Genomic DNA, 19710 nt, shown 5'->3' on the forward strand with positions numbered 1-19710 from the left:
TGTTTATTTGGCTTAATTTATTGGAACCATGACGGAAGGTAAATGAAACGGAAAATTATATCAGACTCCTCCGTTACGGTGGAGTCTTTTGATGCGAGCCATAGCGGGTCACGACCTTTGTTGATTAAAGATAGCAATTTTTAAATAATACCCAAGCAGGTGAGTAAATGCCTAATTATGATTTCCATAATTGTTTGTCTCCGCGTGAGTTTGAGGAATTGGTCCGAGATATTTTGGAGATCAAGGAAAAAGTTCCATTTGAAATTTCCGGTCGGGGGAAAGATGGGGGAGCTGATCTCCGCTTTTGGGACAGCACGACAAAAATTATCGCTCAGGTAAAATGTTATCAAAACAATTACAGCCAGTTGTTCAATGTCTTAAAAAACCAAGAAAAACAAAAAGCGAAGGCGTTAGAGCCAACCCGCTACATTCTTGTCACCTCCATTGAACTGGATTTTAAGAAGCGGGATGAAATATTTGATTTATTTGACGGTTTGATAAAGACTCGGGATGACATTATAGATAGGGGCGTATTGAACAAACTACTTGGTCAAGAGCTTTATCAAAATGTTGAACGTACCCATTATAAACTATGGCTTAGCAGTACCGGCGTCTTGACTTCGCTTATTGAGGAAATTGTCCACCGAGATATCTATGCGGAATCAAGGGCGGAGTTAGAAGAAATAGAGAACACGGTTAAAGTTTTCGTTCAAAATCCTAGTTTTGGACGGGCTATTGATATGTTAGAAAATTTCAAATACGTATTGATTTCGGGTGAGCCCGGTATTGGAAAAACAACTTTAGGCCGCTGTTTAGCTGCTTATTTTTTACAGCAAAGGGGATATGCAGAGTTTATTTATGCAGATACGGTAGGGTCAGCTCTCAGGATGTACAAAGAGAAGGAAAAACAGATTTTCTTTTTTAATGATTTTTGGGGAGATATATTTAAAGATGAAAAACTCCCCCATAACGAAGAAAAACACTTGATAAAATTTATTCAACGTGTTTCTAACTCTCACAATAAAATTTTGATTTTAACCTCCCGTGAATATGTATTACAGCAAGGTTTAGCCGAATACCAAGATGAACAACTCAAAAGAACATTCGATATTGGAAAATGCCTTCTTGAACTAGAAGATTATTCGGATTTAGTCAAGGCAAAAATTTTATTCAACCACCTTTATTTTTCCCGCCTCCTTGAGTGGGATTATGTCAGGGTTATTGCTGATGAATATGAACGAATTATTACCCATCCTAATTATAATCCAAGAATAATTGAAACTTTTCTCAGTCAAGGGTCGGTTTTATTGAAGAATAGTTCCCCATCGGAGTATTATAAGGAATTCCTAAAATACTTAAAAGAGCCGCTAGCTTTCTGGAAGAGTATCTTTATGAAGCAGACTTATGGTGCTCAACTAACAGCTCTTATTTTGTTTCTATCTTCCCAACCTATGAGATTAAGCGATTTAAAGGCCTCTTACTACTCTTGCATAGAGGCTGGTGGGAAAAGTAACGTAACAATTCAAGAGCTAGAGTTCGATAGCATTGTTGCTCAATTAGAAAAAACCATCATTAAGACCTATCAGAACGAAACAGCAACAATTTTAGTAAAGTTTCAGAATCCATCTATTAAGGACTTTCTATACCAGCATTTGGCCGAAAATGTGCTTTATTACGGCAAGATGCTTATCAAAGGGTGCGTCTTTTTAAACCAACTTCTATTTATGTTTAAAGCTACAAATTCAGTACGTTATATTGATGATATTGATTCAGAAGGGGATATTTTTTATCAAAAAAAGATATATTTACCCGAAAAACTTAAAGATATGCTGAGTGATAAAATTATTTCTGAATTCGATGCTCTAAAGTACTCTTATGTCGAAAAAGATGTTTTCGAAAATAAACCTTCCGTGTACGTTGATCCTGAAGAATGTATTGTAAGAAAATTACAGGATGTTTCATTTCATTTTGAAGTAAATGAAAATGTTAAAATGGATAACTTTATTATAGATAAAACTCAATATTTATGTTCGAGACTTCACGAGAAAAAGTACCCATTTTCTTACGATGATATGGTTGAGTTCCCTCATTTAATCAAAACGGTCACCCCATTAAGAATTAAATTTGACGGAAATTTATTAATCAATGACTATTATAAGCGGTCTAGATTTGCTGAACATCTATTGGTACTTAATGATTTTGAAGAGATTTTCCCAAAGGAATTTAACGATTTTAAGAAAATTAACTATAGAACGATAAAGCATAATATTAAATTTTTACTCCTTGATGATATCAATTTTTTTGCTTCAGATGGGGAATATGACAGAATCGATTTTCTTATCGATTATATCTATCCAATGATATTGAAAGAGTATAGACTCCGTGACATCAAGTCATTTTGGAAGGAGTTAAGGTTAGCTGCAGGTTATTATGATGATGAAGATTACGAAAACTATGAAAAAACGTTGGATATGAATATAAAAGACAGAACAAGAATTGGAGATAAAGAAGAAAACGAGAAAGAAATACAAGAAATGATGAAGGCGGAAAGGGACGCACTTTTAGGAGTAACAGATGAAATGAATGACGAAGATATCATTGACTTCATTCAAAAGAACTCGCAAAGTGTAACAGAAGCTTCGGAGCTGATTTCTTTATTTGAGAATGAAAATCCATGGTATATTTGGCCGTTTTTTAGTTATTGGAACAGATTATCACTTTTGCTGGCTTATTATCATGATGTGAAAAAGTTACCGCCAACTGGTGCATTATTTTATGAGCAATTAGCGTCTTACCTAATTTACCAGTATTGCGAGACGGCTTCTTTTAGCAATGTAAATTCTATCGTAAACATGTTTTCTGAATTTGCGTTTGATACGATGAAAAAAGGACAGACGATTTTTTCTGAACAAATGATCGAAAGCCATCCTGCCTTTAAGGAGAAACTGGAAGACAGTCAGATAGACTTATTAAGTATACTGTCTTTTCCTTTCTTAGTTCTAAGAGGTAAGTGGTATGAGTTCCAAACTTTGGAGTTTCAGGCTTATTTGTCATTAAAAAAATTTCTTTGCCTTAATGAAAAAGAAAGTGCAGCTACCTATAGTAATTTTTTGGATCTTGGTTCTTATTTTATTGATATTGAACACGATATTTGGATATTAAGCTCGGAGTTAGATCTTCAAAATTTTAATCGCTATTATTTAATCCCGGTTTTAAAGGAATACTTAGATGCTGTAGACACAACCAGTCCCAAGACAGTAGGTTCCTCAACTTTTAGTTTTCTTGAACTCACTATAAATTTTAAAATTTCCCAGGATACATTTCTTCCTGAATTTTCAGGATCATGCTGCAATGGGTTACAGATTTCTGCGTTAGAGTTTATTGGCCACGATTTGTTGGAAGTGGAACTTTATATGAGTAGTTCTGAGGGGGAAAGCAAGAACAATCACTCAGCTTTATTACGGTTAGGCCGGTTCATTATGCAACAGGGCTCTTTAATAGATAACGATGAGAAAGAATATGAACTTGACTTAGCTCAACACTGTGAAAATCTAGAACTATTGGACATTCTTGATTCTTTAGGCGTATGCGAGTTTCTGTGGAATTCGTACCATCAAGTATTAGGAAAGGTAGAAGAGACAGTAGCTGCCCAGTATAAATTCCGCCTTGATTCTTATGCACATGATTCGAAGATTCGCAGATTTGCATTTTTCGATTAATACGGGGGAGAGGTATGAGATTTCCTAACAGTTCAGGGTTATTACTTTCCATTGTCGATGGTTTTATCAAGGATGAAGAAATGATGGTTCAGTGTGTTGATAATTATCACTATCCCTTTCGTGATTTTATAGTGAAGGCCCTAAAAAGAGATTTGACCTCGGTGGATCTTAAAGATTGTGTACAAGCTCCTAGACTGTATATTATCGCTGGTCATAATGAAAAGATCCGCCGTGTAGGGCAAGTTTGGAGAACAAGAATTAACCAAGTCTTTGAACAACTTATACGGAATAAGCATATCCAGAGAAGAATAAAAGGAATGATCAAAAAAACAGATCATTACTGTCTGGAATCAATGTTTTGGCTTTACCTAGCTGAGTTGATAACTACTGATAACGTTTATTATCCTAGAATGACAGAATTTTCAACAGAGGACAAGGAATTGGTTATATTAGTTTTTTATTGGACTCCTAGTCCAAACGTTGATCCTATAGATCAGGTGGGGCATACTATCTCTTTTTGGTTGGATCGTGAGCAATTAGCTTTAAGAGGTTATCAATGTTTAAGCCGTTCTTCTATTTTGCGGAATATGGTCGGACGTAAGGTGTTGGCTACTTTCCCCGACAGGCTTGGAAACTGGGGCATGCTATTGGAGGGTGGAATTTTTTTGCCGTTAGCAGACGATTTTGAAGTAGGCCTAAGCAAGCTGAATAGTATGCATATTGGCCAATGGACCATAGGAGAAGTGGAAGAGATATTGCTCAATCCAATTTATGCTTTTGGATACGATTATCAACACATTGATTTAATTTGTGAGTGGTTCTACGTTTTTCTTTACGGGCTGGCGACAATTGATGAGGAAGAACTAGCAACCATTAATCTCGAATTCTTATACCGTCGTTTTTGTGAATTTTTAGGAAAACATATCTGCTCCTACATTATAATCGAACAAAAAATTATAGAGGTAGATCAATTTATAGTAGTACTGAAAAAAACGTTGGCCAATATGAGAGAGTTTTTAAAAGGGGGTGAGGAAACGGGAGTTTCTAAAAATATTTTGCTGATGATGCGAAACCGACATGCCTTTTTACCTGAAGTTCATCGATTTATTCGCAGGAATTCTGGTCTAGTTTTGAATAACACACCCGCCATTACATTGGATTATGGCTATTGGAGGGAGGCTCTTTCTCAACTGGAAGAAATCTCACGATCATATGAAAAGGGAAAGAAGTTGGAAGAGTTGACGAAGTATTTTATGAGTGCCATACCTGGAATAAGAGTCACGGACATCAGATCAAAAAGAGGACGGGCCGAGGTCGATATATACTGCTGCAATGTTTCGTATGATTCCTGGCTTTGGAGACTTGGTGCCTTGATTCTGATCGAATGCAAGAATCGAAAAAATAAGGTAGAGGTATCGGATATTCGCAACCTGGTTCCAACTATGGAGGCTAAAGGAATTACTGGGGCAATGGTTTTTAGCAGGGCAGGTTTTACATCGTTTGCTATAGAAGAAATTAAACACCAACTTTCCGGTGGCAAGATGATTGTCCCGATCTCTCTAAAGGAGTTAGAAGGTATAGGTGTAGACAAAGGGACTTATGATTTTGTTCGGGGGAAAATAGAGCATTTTGAGCGGATTATGGAAAACGAAACGGAGCAGATGTATTTTTAATAGTGGTTTTCTAAAAGTACTTTGTTTTGGAAGTCGCCAAGACAATTCCGCTTCAGCCATTTGTTACGCTGACTTTAGTGATGGCTGTTGCATTGACTTGGCGACCGCAATACACATTTAGATCAGTCCGCAATCTCTCAATATCTTCTCAATAGATTCATGAACCAAGAGAGAAGGATTTTCCTTATAAAATTTGTATCCCTTGTACTCATGCAAGGTTAAGCCGGCTTCTTTGTTTCTATTCATGATACTCTTTGCACGTATTATTGCTGCCCGTACATCATCTAAAGTTATTTTTTTGAGGACTCTTTTGAAATTTGCTTCTTCTTTATAATCAGAGAGTTCTGCAAAACTTTCTCCGAAAGCATTATTTATCCATTGCAGATATTGCCGTCTGTGTGCAAGAGCAGCATTGCAATCTTTTTTATGCAAGATCATCCAAAGCTCGAAAGTGAAATTGCTGTATCCTAGTTTGTATTTGATTTGTTTTCTTAAGGTCGAGGTCTTTTTTAGGGCATCCAATGTTTCTTTAAATTGTCTCTCATGAATTTCATCATTACTTTCGTAGTCAAACCAATGCGTGATGGTCGTTTCACTTAGCACTGTTAATGACTTAACTCGCTTCACCGGATTTTTTTCTTTCTTGCTATCAATGGTTACTGTGTGAACTGACGAAGGATTGTTGTTTATTAATTGCTTCAGCCATTCCAGATACCATTTTTCCGTTTCTCCTTCGACGGTAAAATAATATTTCATATTTGTCTTCTTAGCGGCCATCCATTCTACAACTCCCCTCTGGCTTCCAGTAATTTTTCAAACACAGAGGTGAAGTCCACATCCTTGATAGCGCCATACTGGCTGATAAAATAATTTTTCATGTAATCTCCGCCCATCCGGACGGCCTTTTCTCCTGAAGTACCAAAATCGGATAATGAATAGTGGGTACTGCAAAAAGTTTCTTCATCACGCTCGACAAATTTAATTTCATCGCGTCTGAACAGGTTCGAATTAAGAAATATAGGATTATGTGTGTTGAAGATGAGCTGTGCATTTTTTTTATTCAGGTCATCATTATGGAAGACGTTCACAATACTCATTAAAGCCATCGGATGCAGGGAAGCATCGAATTCATCAATGACTAACGTCCCCCCGTTGAGTAGAGCATCGATAACAACCGGGAAGATGTTTACAAAGCGGATGGTCCCGAAAGATTCAAAAGTGTCTGATCGAACTATCATGTTTTTGTCCAAAATCGAATAAAGTTTCGGTTCGGCATTTTCCTCCGATGAAAGGTAGCCAAGCGCATTGGAATTGATTCCGAATATTCGGGCTGCATCATTCACCGTTGTGTTGATGTAGATGGTATCTTTCTTGGAACTGGAAGGCCGGGACTGAAGAGCGTCCGCTCTGCAGAAAACCATGAATTTATCCTCAAGCCACTTTGTTATAATGGTGACCAGTTTTGAACTGAACAAGGCTTTAAAGCCGTTCATCAAGAATAGCTCATCGTCAATTAAATTGTTTTTGGCTAAAGTTTTTACGCCGGTTTCGTTCTCCTCAAACCCGTTGATCAAATAATTTTTGATTAATTTTGTATCGCCGAACTCCAGCGAAGGATTCCGCGAAAAGAGCATCTTTTCGTTTATATACAAAGTTTCCATCAGTATTTGACGATCATAGTCCTCTTCCAAAAAACTCCCTAAATCAAGGGACAATCTATAGTCAAAGAGAAATCCGCCGTCTGTGAACTTTATGCCAAACTCTACAGGACTTTTATGTTTGTTTGCTTTATTGGGGATTAGTTCCAATGTATTCGCTGCAGGATTGAATCGGGATTTTTTATCCTCATTTCGGATATGCCCTCTTAAAATAATATTTTTTAGGACATCCATTGCCCCGATGATGTTTGATTTGCCCGATGCGTTTGGACCATAAATGACCGCTGAACTTAGGCCCTTGTATTCTTTAGCTCCGATTTTTTCTTTTAACAAACTAAAGTCCAGTCCCTTTTGCTTGGGTGCAGGGATCATGGAGAAAACAAGCTCACCTTGGAACGATTTGAAGTTTTTGGTTCTAAACTCAAGCAACACAAGTGACACCTCCATTTTGCGGTTTTTTCGCAAATTACAATTTAAATATATGCATTAGTGTTGATTAAAGTCAAATCTTATATACCGTTTTGCGAAAAAAGTACAAAATAAATCATCAAATTTATATTGAAAGGCAAAGTTTTTTTAATTCAAATTTAAATGAATATCTTACTAAAAGTTAACCACTTTATATTACAATAGACATTGCAACAGGTGAAAGGGGGCTCACGCCGTGGGCAAATCGGAAAACCATGCCGTTGTTCTTTTTGACGGAGTATGTAATTTCTGCAACGGATCAGTGCAGTTCATCATTCGGAGGGATCGGGCTGGTTACTTCCGGTTTGCTTCGCTACAGTCGGATGCGGCGAAGTTGCTGCTCGCAGGGCGGGTGGAAGCGCCCAGTCTTGACTCGATCATTTTGATTGAAAATGATCGGGTGTTCACCGAATCCACCGCGGTGCTTCGTATCGCTCGAAAGCTGGACGGGATCTGGAAAGCAGCGGCCTTGTTCCTCATCGTCCCCAAACCGGTTCGGAACTGGGCCTACCGCTTATTTGCCCGCAACCGATACCGCTGGTTCGGCAAACGCAGCGAATGCATGTTGCCAACGCCGGAGCAGCGGCAGCGATTTTTAAGCATGGATGAAGCAGGGGAAGTCTGATTTTTGGTTATTCGCATCTTAAGCAAATCGGTACCCGCCATGTTTCGGCTTTTTCTCGGCACTATCTTTTTAATTTATGGCCTGGCCTTGATCCTTAATGAAAAGTTCGTACGTGGTCTATTTAACAATGGGAGAGTTTTGAAAATGTTCGGAGGAGATACAAAATGGGAAGGGAAAAAATGAAAATTTCAAAAGAGGAAATAGTAGATTATTGGTTTTCAATAGTAGATGAGTGTGGATTAGGTGTTGACGCATCCGAGGCACATGAGAGATGTTGGAGATGTGGATCCGAAAAGTCATTAGAAAGGTGTCATATTATTCCTGCTTCTTTGGGCGGTGAGGATGCTCCCTCGAATCTTGTATTGCTATGCCATAGATGCCATTTGGAAAACCCTAATGTCACAGATCCAGAGATTATGTGGGATTGGCTTCGGGCATATGGGACGCCGTTGTACGACACATTTTGGGTAATTCAAGGGATCAAAGAATATGAATTTATATATCATAAATCTTTGGAAGAAGAATTTAAAGAGAGGAGTATAGATGACACCGACAGATTCAAAAAAATAGTATCGGAGCAAATTCGTAATACAACATTTCATTATGGTCATCCGTATCTAAATTCTGCAACACTAGCGGGAGTTCTAAGAATTTCTTTAAAAAAGTATGAAGCGGAGAGATGTCTTCCAGAGAACCGGTATTCTTAACCAAAAACGGCAAGGTAGATCTTGTTGTCATGGATATGGAAGCCTTTTCCCGCCGCGAGAAAAAGTTGAACCTTCGTGCAGAACTGTTAGCCGTTGAAGAGGGCCGTCTGCTTGGCCGAACCGGGGTTACGCTAGATGAGTTGAATCGTTGTCTGGAAGGGATCGTCGACGAGATTAAACATGAAAGACGCTGAACAAATCAGCGTCTTTTTTAGGTTTAGTGATCAAACCGGGGCTTGACAAAACAATTAGTAGACGATTCTGGAAATAACGTTAACATGATGGCAAGTGAAGACTTGAGAAAAAGGCAAAATTAGTCTCTAATTGAAGATCCTGGGTGACAACTTAAAGGAAAAAAAGGGCGCTATTTTAGCGATATCCCCATATTGCGTGAAATAGAGGAATTTTATGGAGCTATTTTTGCGATTTATTAGCGAAAGGCCGCCTTTGGACCTGTTCATCGGAAAATAAGACCCTAAAGTTCCCCTATGGTGATGAATAGGCTCAAATTCGGAAAATAAGACCCAAAAGTTCCTCTATTTTATGGGGATGATACTGAGCACAAGACTAATAGAACAAAGTGATCCATGGCCCCTGTCCGTAGAGAAGCCATATTATTTCCGGATCATTTACGCGGATGGAATATAGGCCTCCGCCACTTCGACCTTACGTTCATTCCCAACCATTTTGTATCTTACATCAATGACGGCCCCCTCTTGGTAACGGGGAATGTGAACGACGGATATAAAGGTTTTCACCGTGGCCCGGAAGGTTTGGCCATCCTCCTGTGTAACCGTCAAATCGAGCTGGATGCCCGGACGATCATTTATACTGGATGAAGTCTGCTGAACGGAATGGATGAGTGCTTTTGCCCGGATTCCATCGTCCAAGATATCCTGACGCTCCCGCTGGGTTTTCTGATTGGCGCGGAGTGTTTTTAGGGCGGCAATCAAAGTAAACGAACCTGTGGTCAACCCGAATACGATGAGTAAGATAACGATCGTTGTTTCGCTCATGTCAAACCTCCCGCATGAAATAGGTCAAGTTGGGATCAGCACCTCTAACGATAATACTCATTTCTCACATTTTCATGCATTGCCAACGGCAAAACAAGGTACTGGACGACCATACAAGGTTGCTTAGTCCCCAAACTCCTTATCAACCGCAGCCAAGGCGGCGCCGATGATTTGGTGCATGTCGTAATATTTGTAGGTGGCGAGCCGGCCGCCGAAGATCACATTTGCCTCGGCATCGGCCAGAGCCTTGTATTTCTTGTAGATTTCATTGTTTTTATCGTCGTTTATCGGGTAATAAGGCTCGTCTCCCGGCTTCCACTCTGTGGGATATTCGTGGGTGATGACCGTGTTGTCCTGCGTTCCGAACTCAAAATGTTTATGCTCGATGATTCGCGTATACGGTGTTTCTCTATCCGTATAATTGACCACGGCATTGCCTTGATAATTGGCGTTGTCGCCTAATACGGCCGTCTCGAACCGCAAACTCCGGTATTCAAGCACGCCGTAGGCGTACTCGAAATATTGGTCGATCATGCCGGTATAAACGATCTTTTTGGCCAGTGGTTCCAACGCTCCCCGGTCATGAAAGAAATCCGCATTTAATCTAACGTCCACACCCTCAAGCATCTTTTGTATAATGGCCTGGTAACCGCCGATCGGGATGCCTTGATACGTGTCGTTAAAGTAGTTGTTGTCATAAGTAAAACGCACGGGCAGGCGTTTGATGATGAAGGAAGGCAGCTCTTTGGCGGATCTTCCCCACTGTTTTTCCGTGTAGCCTTTGATCAGTTTTTCATAGATATCGGTTCCGACCAGAGAAATGGCCTGCTCCTCCAGATTCCTCGGCTCCGTGATGCCGGCGGCTTTTCTTTGTTCGTCGATTTTCCGTTTGGCTTCATCCGGGGTGACGACGCCCCATAGTTTGTTGAACGTGTTCATATTAAACGGGAGATTGTAGATTTCTCCCTTGTAATTGGCGATGGGCGAATTGGTATAGCGATTGAAGTCGGCAAACTGGTTCACATAATCCCAGATCGCTTTGCTGTTCGTGTGAAAAATATGGGCGCCGTATTTGTGCACCTGAATGCCTTCGACTTCTTCCGTGTAGACGTTTCCGCCGATATGGTTTCTTTTATCGATGACCAGGCAGCTTTTGCCTCTTTTTTTGGCTTCATAAGCAAAGACGGCTCCGAACAAACCCGCGCCGACGATTAAGTAATCATACATGATAGAAACTCCTCGTAATGTTTTGCTCCCATCACATCTTAGCATAATCGCGCGGTGCCAACTACAGCGTGCCAAGAAATTTATGCTATACTATTGGCTAATGAGTGTCCGGGACGGGGATGTAGGGGGTTCTAGCCGGAATGAATACCGAAGCATTGGAATATTTTATCAAAGTTTACGAGAAAAAAAGCGTTACGGCGGCCGCCAAGGACTTGTACATAACTCCGCAAGGCATCAGCAAAACCATCAGGCAGTTGGAGATGGAGCTGGAAACCGAATTGTTTTACCGCGGCCCGCGAGGGATGGAGGCGACCAAAGCCGGTGAGCTGCTGCATGCCCGGGCCAAACATATCCATTACCTGATCGAAGACATCAAAAAAGAGATCCGGATCATGAACGGCCGAAAAGGGACTTTAAATGTGGTGATCACCTATTCGATCTCATCGGTGCTGCCGGTGGATTTTTTGTATCGGTTTTCGGCGAATTATCCCGAGATTCAAATCAAGCTAAAAGAATTCCCCGACGAATATCCCCTGACGAAGATTTTTCAGGAAGAAGCGGATGTTGGGCTAGTGATCGGAATCGAAGAGATGGACGACTGTGAATTTGAGATGCTGGTCCGCGGCGAGGTCGTTGTTGTTGTTGCGAAAAGCCACCCCCTGGCCGGCAAAGATGAAATTTCCGTCAAAGAGCTGGCGAACGAGGCGCTGGTCGTTAAAGCGGCGGGAAGCGGGAAGGAAAACGGGTTTGTCGAAAAATGCCTGGAGCAGGGCTTTACCCCCAATGTGATCCATGAGTTTGGCAATATTATATCCGCTCACCGGCTGTGCGAGCGAAATGGAGCCGTGGCCGTTTCGATCGATTTTGTCGAGGACTCCCTTAGCAATGACAACCTGAAACGGATCAGATTGAAGGAAAAGATCCCCCAGGATATCTATCTCGTATTCCGCAAAAGGGGGATTCAATCGAAAGCCATCGCCTTGTTCCAGAGCTATGTCACGGATAAATGCAAGTCGTTTTGACGGAACGAACCGCCCGTCGAAACGGCTTTTTTCGTTATAAGTGTCGGGTTCAAAAAGTCGGCTTTTCAGCACCGAGAAGGTTGGATGAAGCTAGGGACTGAGTAGCGGAGCGTAGGATGAGCTACGTGAGCAACGGAAGGCCCGGCTGAATTCAAGATTCGACGTCGAGAATACTTCCTGACCTACTTCGTGATCAAAAGACGACTTTTTGAATTACCTCTATAAACTAAAAGTTGCCGCCCCCTAACGCTTGGTTGATAGTTATTTGCCGGCCGATGAAGTAACCTTAGCTAAGGGTACCCGTTAATTTGCAATCATGAAAGCACATACAAAATTTTTATGATTGTTGCAACTCGGTTATTTACATAGGAGGCGAAGAAGTGGGCAAGTCAGGCAAAGGCAAGAAAACTTTTAAGGCATGGGCGGCATTATTTTTGGCGCTGGCCATCGGTATGGTTGTAACCGTTTCAATGGCATCGGTTGCAAAAACGATCCAAATTCTGCTCGTTGCGGCCGTTATTGTTTCCATTATTGTATTGGTTAGCGGTTTCATGTGGGCGAGACGGAACCAAACAGAGAGAAAAGGCTTAAGAAGAACGCTGATGGCGCTGCTTAGTTTAGGGCTGGTCATCGTGATTGGCCTCGACGTGGCCGTATACAAGTATCAGGTTGTCGTTAACCAATACCTGACCAAAGCGAAGATTGACGAAGCGGCGCTGGCGAAAGCTTCCGCGGATTCCAAAGCGGTTACGGAACAAATCGAAGACGAAGGGATCGTGCTGCTCGAAAATAAAGAGCATGCCCTGCCTCTGGATATGAACAACGCCAAGGAGAAAAATGTCAACGTATTTGGCCAGGCTTCGGTAAAAATGATTTACGGCGGGAGCGGCTCCGGTTCGGGCGACGAAAGCGCGAACGTTACGATCCAGCAAGGTCTGGAGAAGGCCGGGTTTAAGGTGAACAGCGAACTCACCGAGTTCTATAAAGCCCATGCCCCCGAGAAAAAGAAAACGGACACCTTTAATCTGGACGGCGGCGACTATACGCTCAGCGAACCGGCTACCAGCGATTTCAGCGACGAGCTGCTCGCTAAAGCGGAGGAATTTTCCGATGTGGCGGTTATCGTGCTCTCCAGATCGGGCGGCGAAGGCGGCGACCTGCCATTTGAAACGGCGGAATACGGCGGTTCCAAAGACCGTCATTATCTTGAGCTGTCGGAAGCCGAAGAACAAATGATCAACATGGTCACTTCACGCGATTTCGCCAAGGTGATCGTGGTGATTAACTCCAGCAATGCCATGGAACTTGGATTCCTGGGAAATAAGGGGATCGATGCCGCAATGCTGATCGGCGGTCCCGGCTCGACCGGCAACAACAGCGTCGGCAGCATTTTGGCCGGCAAAGTGAATCCGTCGGGCCGTCTGGTCGACACCTATGCTTACGATGTATCGACATCCCCGGCTTTTTACAATGCGGGCGACTTCAGGTACTTGAACACCAAACATAAATCCGTAGACAAATTCGGCAAAGAGAGCGAAAAATACCACGCTTTCGTCAATTACGCCGAAGGCATTTACGTCGGCTACCGCTACTACGAAACCCGCTACGCCGACAACGCGACAGGGCAAGTGGATGAGGCGGCGTACCGCAAAGCCGTTCAATATCCGTTCGGTTACGGCTTAAGCTATACGAATTTCAAACAGGAAATTACGAACTATCAAACGACGAACGATAAGATTACCGTCGAGGTGAAAGTGACGAATACCGGCGATGCAGCCGGCAAGGACGTCGTGCAGTTGTATTACACTCCGCCTTACTATGAGGGCGGCATTGAAAAATCCCATGTCGTGCTGGGCGCGTTCGATAAAACGGAAATCCTCGAGCCGGGCGCTTCCGCGACGGTCTCGCTGGAAATCCCGGTGGAAGACATGGCGTCTTACGACTACAAGAATGAGAAAGCATACGTACTCGAAGCGGGAACCTACGGAATCAAGCTGATGAAAAACGCCCATGAGGCGATCGATTCCAGAACGTATGAAGTGAAAGACACGATGGTTTATGGCGGTGACAACAAACGTGCTTCGGATCAAGTCACGGCAACGAATGTGTTTGATGATGCGATCGGCGATTTGACCTATGTGTCCAGAGCCGATTGGGAAGGCACCTTGCCGGCACAGCGGACTCCGGAAAAGGATGCTCCGCAGGAACTGGTCCAGGCTTTGGAAAACAAGCAGGTGGCCGACAATCCGGACGACCAGGATATCGTCTTGGCCAAACACGGCCTGGAACTGGAAGATATGGCCGGGCTGGACTACAACGATCCGAAATGGGGCGAACTGCTGGAGCAGCTGTCCGTTGAGGATATGGCGAAGTTAATCGGGTTTGGCGGCTACGCGACCCAGCCGGTCGAGTCGATCAACAAGCCGGCTACAACCGATCTGGACGGCCCGGCCGGGATCAATGCGCTGCTTACCGGCATTAACGGCGTGCAGTTTATGAGCGAAGTGGTGCTGGCGTCGACGTGGAATGTGGAGCTCGCTCAAAAAATGGGCGAAGCTCTGGCGAACGAAGCGCTGGTTTACAGCGTGACCGGGATGTACGCGCCGGCCATGAACATTCACCGTACGCCGTTCTCGGGCAGAAACTTCGAATATTATTCGGAAGATGCTTTCCTTTCCGGCCAAATGGGGGCCTTTGTGGTTCAGGGAGCCGCGTCCAAAGGCGTATATGCTTACATCAAGCACTATGCCCTGAACGATCAGGAGACAAACCGCGACGGCGTGGCCGTATGGACCAATGAGCAGGCGGTTCGCGAAATCTACTTGAAGCCTTTTGAAATTTCCGTCAAGCAAGGGAAAACCACCGCCGTCATGTCCTCCTTTAACCGGATCGGCACGACATGGGCGGGCGAACATTACGGCCTGTTGACCACCGTGCTGCGCGATGAATGGGGCTTTAGAGGCATGGTCATCACCGACTGGGACATGTTCCCGCATATGGATGTGGACCGGGCGATTCGCGCAGGGGGCGACCTGATGCTGACAACGCTGGGCGACAAACCGACGAAACTGAGCACGGACACGAATACGGGGAAACAGGCAATGCGCAAAGCGAGCCACAACATCCTTTATACTGTGGCGAACAGCAAAGCTTTGGAAATCAACGCCGCGCCGTATCCGTATTGGCTGCTGCTTCTCGGTCTCGCCAACATCATCCTTCTGGCCTTGCTGACACTCGGGTTCTATAAAGTGGCACACCGGAAGGTCCGTAAAATCGAAGCGATTGAAATGCAAAACCAAAATATATAGATTATATAAGATCTTTAGGCGGTAGCTGATTTGTCGGCTACCGCCCGAAGGCTAAAATGGGGTATTTGGAGATGAAACACGAACACTTGATAGAGCAGATGACGTTAGAAGAAAAGGCTTCTTTAATGTCGGGGAAAGATTTCTGGCAAACGCAAGATATTCCGCGCCTTGGCATTCCCAGCATTTTTCTGGCGGACGGACCGCACGGCATTCGCAAACAGGCGGAGGCGGCGGACCATCTCGGCCTGAATCCGAGCCTTCCGGCCACTTGCTATCCGACGGCCGCAACGGTCGCCAACAGCTGGAATACCGAGCTGGGCGAGAGGCTTGGCGAATATCTCGGCAGAGAGGCGCTTAGCCAACGAGTCCATGTGCTGCTGGGGCCGGGCGTAAATATGAAGAGAAATCCGCTGTGCGGCAGAAACTTCGAATATTTCAGCGAAGATCCTTATCTGGCCGGCAAACTGGCGGGGGCCTATATCCGAGGCATTCAGTCGCAGGGCATTTCCGCCTGCGTGAAGCATTTTGCCGTCAACAATCAGGAAGAAAGACGGATGTCGATCGATACGATCGTCGACGAGCGGACGCTGCGGGAAATTTATTTGACCGCGTTTGAAATCGCCGTGAAGGAAGGCCGGACCAAGACGGTGATGTCCTCCTATAACATGCTGAACGGCGAGTATACGAATGAAAACATTCATTTGCTGCGGGAAATTCTGCGCCAGGAATGGAATTTCGACGGGGTTGTCGTCACGGATTGGGGCGGCAGCAATGACCGCGTGGCCGGTCTGATCGCCGGAAACGAGCTGGAAATGCCCACGACGGCCGGGGAAACCAATGCGGAGATCATCCGGGCCGTGCAAAGCGGACAGATCAAAGAAGAAGTGTTGGACGAATGTGTGGATCGGCTGCTTGAGCTGATTTTTTCCACGGAAGAAGTGTTTAAGACAGCGGCGGATAAACAACAGATTGACGTAAATCAGCATCATCGCGCGGCCCGGGAGGCTGCCGAAGAATCTATCGTGCTGCTGAAAAACGAAGGTAATATATTACCGATTAACGATGGCGTGAAAGTAGCGATCATCGGCGAGTTTGCCAAGGAAGCGCGTTATCAAGGCGCCGGTTCTTCGATCGTTAACCCGACCGTGCTGGACCACACTCTGGATGGTTTGGCGGAAGCGGGCTTGACGAGCGTTGGGTATGAACCCGGATTTGAACGGTACGGCAAGAAAAACCGGGGGAAAATCGCCAAAGCGTGCGACCTAGCCAAGCAAGCGGATGTCGTGCTGTTATATATCGGCCTGGACGAGGTGACCGAAGCGGAAGGCCTGGACCGGCAAAACATGCAGCTTCCCGAGAACCAGGTCGAACTATTAAACGCCTTGTATCAGGTGAATCCGAACATCGTGGCGGTTCTGTCCTGCGGCTCCGCGGTGGAAATGCCGTGGATCGGTAAAGTAAAAGGACTGGTGCATGGTTATTTAAGCGGGCAGGCGGGAGCCAAAGCGATCCTTAGAGTGCTGGTGGGGAAGGTGAATCCTTCCGGAAAATTGGCGGAAACATATCCGCTCCGTTACGAGGATACGCCGTCGTTTCACCATTTTCCCGGCAAGGAAGTCAGCGTCGAGTACCGGGAAGGCCCTTATATCGGCTACCGTTACTATGACACGGCGCAGGTAGAGGTGCTTTTCCCGTTTGGATATGGTCTTAGCTATACAACTTTTGTCTATTCCGACGTGCAAGTGAACCGGGATGGCGTCACTTTTAAAATCATGAACACCGGCAGCGTGCCCGGCAAAGAAATCGCTCAGCTCTACGTCGGCTGCAAATCGGGAAAAGTCTTCCGGCCTAATAAAGAACTGAAGGGATTTGCTAAAGTATTCGTTGATCCGGGCGAGACGAAAACGGTCACGATCCCGTTTGACGATAAGACGTTCCGTTATTTTAACGTGAACACGAACGGGTGGGAAATCGAAGCCGCAGAATACGAAATCATGATCGGCGCCTCCAGTGCGGATATCCGGCTGACCGCAACCCTTGAGGTAGAGGGGACGGGGGCGACGCTGCCATATGAGAAGGAAAATCTTCCTTCCTATTATTCGGGCAAAGCGAACAAAGTTGGTCAGGAGGAATTCGAACGCCTGCTGGGGCGGAAAGTCCCGGTTTCCACGTGGGATCGGACGAAGCCGCTCGGTTACAACGATACGATTGCCCAATGCCAGTATGCCAAGGGCGGCGTGGCCAGATTGGCCTTCCGCCTGATGAATGCTGCCCATTGGTTTTTGTGGAAAACCGGCAAAAGAAGCACGGCCAACCTGATTATGATGTCGGTCTACCATATGCCGTTTCGCGGCATTGCCAGAATGACCGGCGGGATCGTAAATATGCCGATGCTGGACGGCCTCCTAATGATGGTTAACGGCCGTTTCTTCAAGGGCCTTAAGTATTTTCTGAAAGAGAGAAGCAAGATGTTAAAGGGCGTCAAAGCGCCTGCAAGCCTGCCAGCCCAAGCCACAAAAGGAGAAGAAATATGAGCGGTAGAAAAACAGCGGCCAGGCCGCTGGGCCTTTGGGCCAGATACAAAGAAAAACATCCCCATATTGCGCAGTTTCTGATATTCTTTATATTGAGCAACGGCATTACCGTCTTGCAGTTGTTTTTAATGCCCGCATTTAAAAGCCTGTTCGCCCGGACGTCTCTAGTAAACAGCAATTTTCAAATTTTGCAGTTTGGGCATAACTTTGACGGCAGCCTTTATTATGTATTCGATTATGCCGCGGGCCCGCTGGCCGCGGGCGGAGGAGGAGGTCTGGCCTATTTTCTCGCCGTGCAAATCACGATTGCGATCGCCCAGATCCTCAATTTTTTTGCGCAAAGAAGCATTACGTTCAAATCGAACAGCAACATTTGGCAGGCGGCGTTTTGGTACGTCGTCGCTTATATCGTGATCACGCTCGGCGCCGCGGCGGCTCAAGGCTTCTACAAAGCGCCGATCTACAACCTGTTCATCAACACGTGGGGATGGGGCGCCACCGGCGAGACGACAGCCGACGTGATTACGATGATTATCAACAGCGCCATTTCGTTCTGGGTGTTTTTCCCGATTTTCAAAATCATTTTTAAACAGGAACCCGAAAAGTAGGAACAGTTAAAGTGTGAGTTCAACCTCTTAAAGGTAGTGTGAGTTAATGAAACTATTATCCGTGGTAATTCCTTGCTACAACTCGCAAGACTATATGAAGTACTGCATTGAATCTCTTTTGCCTGGGGGAGAGCAGGTGGAGCTGCTGATCGTCAATGACGGTTCGGCGGACCGGACCGGGCAAATCGCGGACGAGTACGCAGCCCGGTACCCAGGGATCGTCAAAGCGATCCATCAGGAAAACGGCGGACACGGGGAAGCGGTCAATGCCGGGATCCGGCATGCAACGGGCTTATATTTTAAAGTCGTCGACAGCGATGATTGGGTGGATGTCCGGGCATATCTGAAAATCCTGGAGACCCTAAGCGGTTTATCCCGGGAAGATCAACATGTGGACATGCTGGTCAGCAATTTCGTCTATGAAAAAGAAGGCAAGAAGTACAGAAAAATCATGAAATACGATGATGTGCTTCCGGAAGGCCGGATTTTTACGTGGGATGATATCCAGTGTTTTCGCAAAGGCCAGTACATGTTGATGCATTCCGTGATGTACAGGACGCAGCTTCTCCGGGATTGCCGGTTGGAGCTTCCGAAGCACACCTTTTATGTCGACAATTTATTTGTTTATACGCCGCTGGCGCATGTCAAAACGCTCTATTATGTCAACGTTGATTTTTACCGGTATTTTATTGGCAGGGAAGGCCAGTCGGTTCAGGAGAGCATTATGATCCGCAGAATCGATCAGCAAATTAAAGTCAATAAACTGATGATTGACCAAGTGCAGCTGGATATGATCGAAAATCCGAACCTGCGCCGCTATATGTTCAGGCATCTGGAAATCGTCACGGTCGTATCGGTGATTCTTTTGATCCGTTCGGGAACGGACGAACATCTTGAGAAGAAAGATGAATTATGGGACTATATTAAAAATAAAGATATGAAGCTGTACCAGGATCTGAAATACGGCCTGATGGGAAGAATGATCAATTTGCCCGGACGGGCCGGCCGCCGCATTTCCGTGGGGGCTTACAAGATTTCGCAACGATTGGTAGGGTTTAACTAACGAGGAGAGCAGGAGCCTGTAGGGTGTCCTGCTTCTTCTTTTCCGATTAGAAAGTGAAGGAAATCTATAGTAGAATATCTTT

14 protein-coding genes are annotated in these 19710 nt (G+C 44.7%); 10 read left to right on the forward strand and 4 right to left on the reverse strand.

The window, feature by feature from the left end:
* Nucleotides 1-167: 167 nt before the first annotated feature.
* Together ACLD72_RS15790 and ACLD72_RS15795 are read left to right on the forward strand one after the other, a co-directional pair.
* A complete protein-coding gene (locus ACLD72_RS15790; RefSeq protein ID WP_410996706.1) occupies nt 168-3719 on the forward strand; it encodes an nSTAND3 domain-containing NTPase in 3552 nt (1183 codons plus the stop codon).
* 14 nt (nt 3720-3733) lie between these two features.
* Nucleotides 3734-5392: a restriction endonuclease gene (locus tag ACLD72_RS15795; protein ID WP_410996707.1), complete on the forward strand. Its 1659-nt coding sequence runs from the start codon at nt 3734-3736 to the stop codon at nt 5390-5392.
* Between the two features lie 117 nt (nt 5393-5509).
* On the opposite strand, the gene ACLD72_RS15800 is transcribed toward ACLD72_RS15795, so the two are convergent.
* Together ACLD72_RS15800 and ACLD72_RS15805 are read right to left on the reverse strand one after the other, a co-directional pair.
* Complete coding sequence (locus ACLD72_RS15800) at nt 5510-6169, reverse strand: RloB domain-containing protein (protein ID WP_410996708.1); 660 nt, start codon at nt 6167-6169, stop codon at nt 5510-5512.
* A 5-nt stretch (nt 6170-6174) separates the two neighbouring features.
* Complete coding sequence (locus tag ACLD72_RS15805; RefSeq protein ID WP_410996709.1) at nt 6175-7482, reverse strand: AAA family ATPase; 1308 nt, start codon at nt 7480-7482, stop codon at nt 6175-6177.
* Nucleotides 7483-7714: 232 nt separating this feature from the next.
* Between ACLD72_RS15805 and ACLD72_RS15810 the strand changes: the two genes are divergently transcribed.
* From ACLD72_RS15810 to ACLD72_RS15820, 3 genes are all read left to right on the forward strand, one after another.
* A complete protein-coding gene (locus ACLD72_RS15810) occupies nt 7715-8143 on the forward strand; it encodes a thiol-disulfide oxidoreductase DCC family protein (RefSeq protein ID WP_410996710.1) in 429 nt (142 codons plus the stop codon).
* 164 nt (nt 8144-8307) lie between these two features.
* Nucleotides 8308-8850 carry an HNH endonuclease gene (locus ACLD72_RS15815; protein WP_326044106.1) on the forward strand — a complete coding sequence of 181 codons (543 nt, stop codon included), beginning with the start codon at nt 8308-8310 and terminating at the stop codon, nt 8848-8850.
* On the forward strand, nt 8823-9044 hold the full coding sequence (locus ACLD72_RS15820) for a prevent-host-death protein (RefSeq protein ID WP_410996711.1): 222 nt from the start codon (nt 8823-8825) through the stop codon (nt 9042-9044). Before ACLD72_RS15815 ends, ACLD72_RS15820 begins: the two co-directional genes overlap by 28 nt.
* 435 nt (nt 9045-9479) lie before the next feature.
* Here ACLD72_RS15820 and ACLD72_RS15825 read toward each other — a convergent pair whose 3' ends face one another.
* Together ACLD72_RS15825 and glf are read right to left on the reverse strand one after the other, a co-directional pair.
* Nucleotides 9480-9866, reverse strand: coding sequence for a hypothetical protein (locus ACLD72_RS15825; protein WP_410996712.1), 387 nt, complete (start codon nt 9864-9866; stop codon nt 9480-9482).
* Between the two features lie 123 nt (nt 9867-9989).
* Nucleotides 9990-11093, reverse strand: coding sequence for a UDP-galactopyranose mutase (glf, locus tag ACLD72_RS15830; RefSeq protein ID WP_410996713.1), 1104 nt, complete (start codon nt 11091-11093; stop codon nt 9990-9992).
* Nucleotides 11094-11233: 140 nt separating this feature from the next.
* Between glf and ACLD72_RS15835 the strand changes: the two genes are divergently transcribed.
* From ACLD72_RS15835 to ACLD72_RS15855, 5 genes are all read left to right on the forward strand, one after another.
* Complete coding sequence (locus ACLD72_RS15835; RefSeq protein WP_410996714.1) at nt 11234-12115, forward strand: LysR family transcriptional regulator; 882 nt, start codon at nt 11234-11236, stop codon at nt 12113-12115.
* Between the two features lie 380 nt (nt 12116-12495).
* Nucleotides 12496-15423, forward strand: a complete 2928-nt coding sequence (locus ACLD72_RS15840; RefSeq protein ID WP_410996715.1) for a glycoside hydrolase family 3 C-terminal domain-containing protein — start codon at nt 12496-12498, stop codon at nt 15421-15423.
* A 71-nt stretch (nt 15424-15494) separates the two neighbouring features.
* Nucleotides 15495-17957: a beta-glucosidase family protein gene (locus tag ACLD72_RS15845; RefSeq protein WP_410996716.1), complete on the forward strand. Its 2463-nt coding sequence runs from the start codon at nt 15495-15497 to the stop codon at nt 17955-17957.
* Nucleotides 17954-18565: a hypothetical protein gene (locus tag ACLD72_RS15850; protein ID WP_251590859.1), complete on the forward strand. Its 612-nt coding sequence runs from the start codon at nt 17954-17956 to the stop codon at nt 18563-18565. Before ACLD72_RS15845 ends, ACLD72_RS15850 begins: the two co-directional genes overlap by 4 nt.
* A gap of 46 nt (nt 18566-18611) precedes the next feature.
* A complete protein-coding gene (locus ACLD72_RS15855) occupies nt 18612-19628 on the forward strand; it encodes a glycosyltransferase family 2 protein (RefSeq protein WP_410996717.1) in 1017 nt (338 codons plus the stop codon).
* Nucleotides 19629-19710 lie beyond the last annotated feature (82 nt).

This window comes from Paenibacillus lacisediminis (assembly GCF_046567315.2).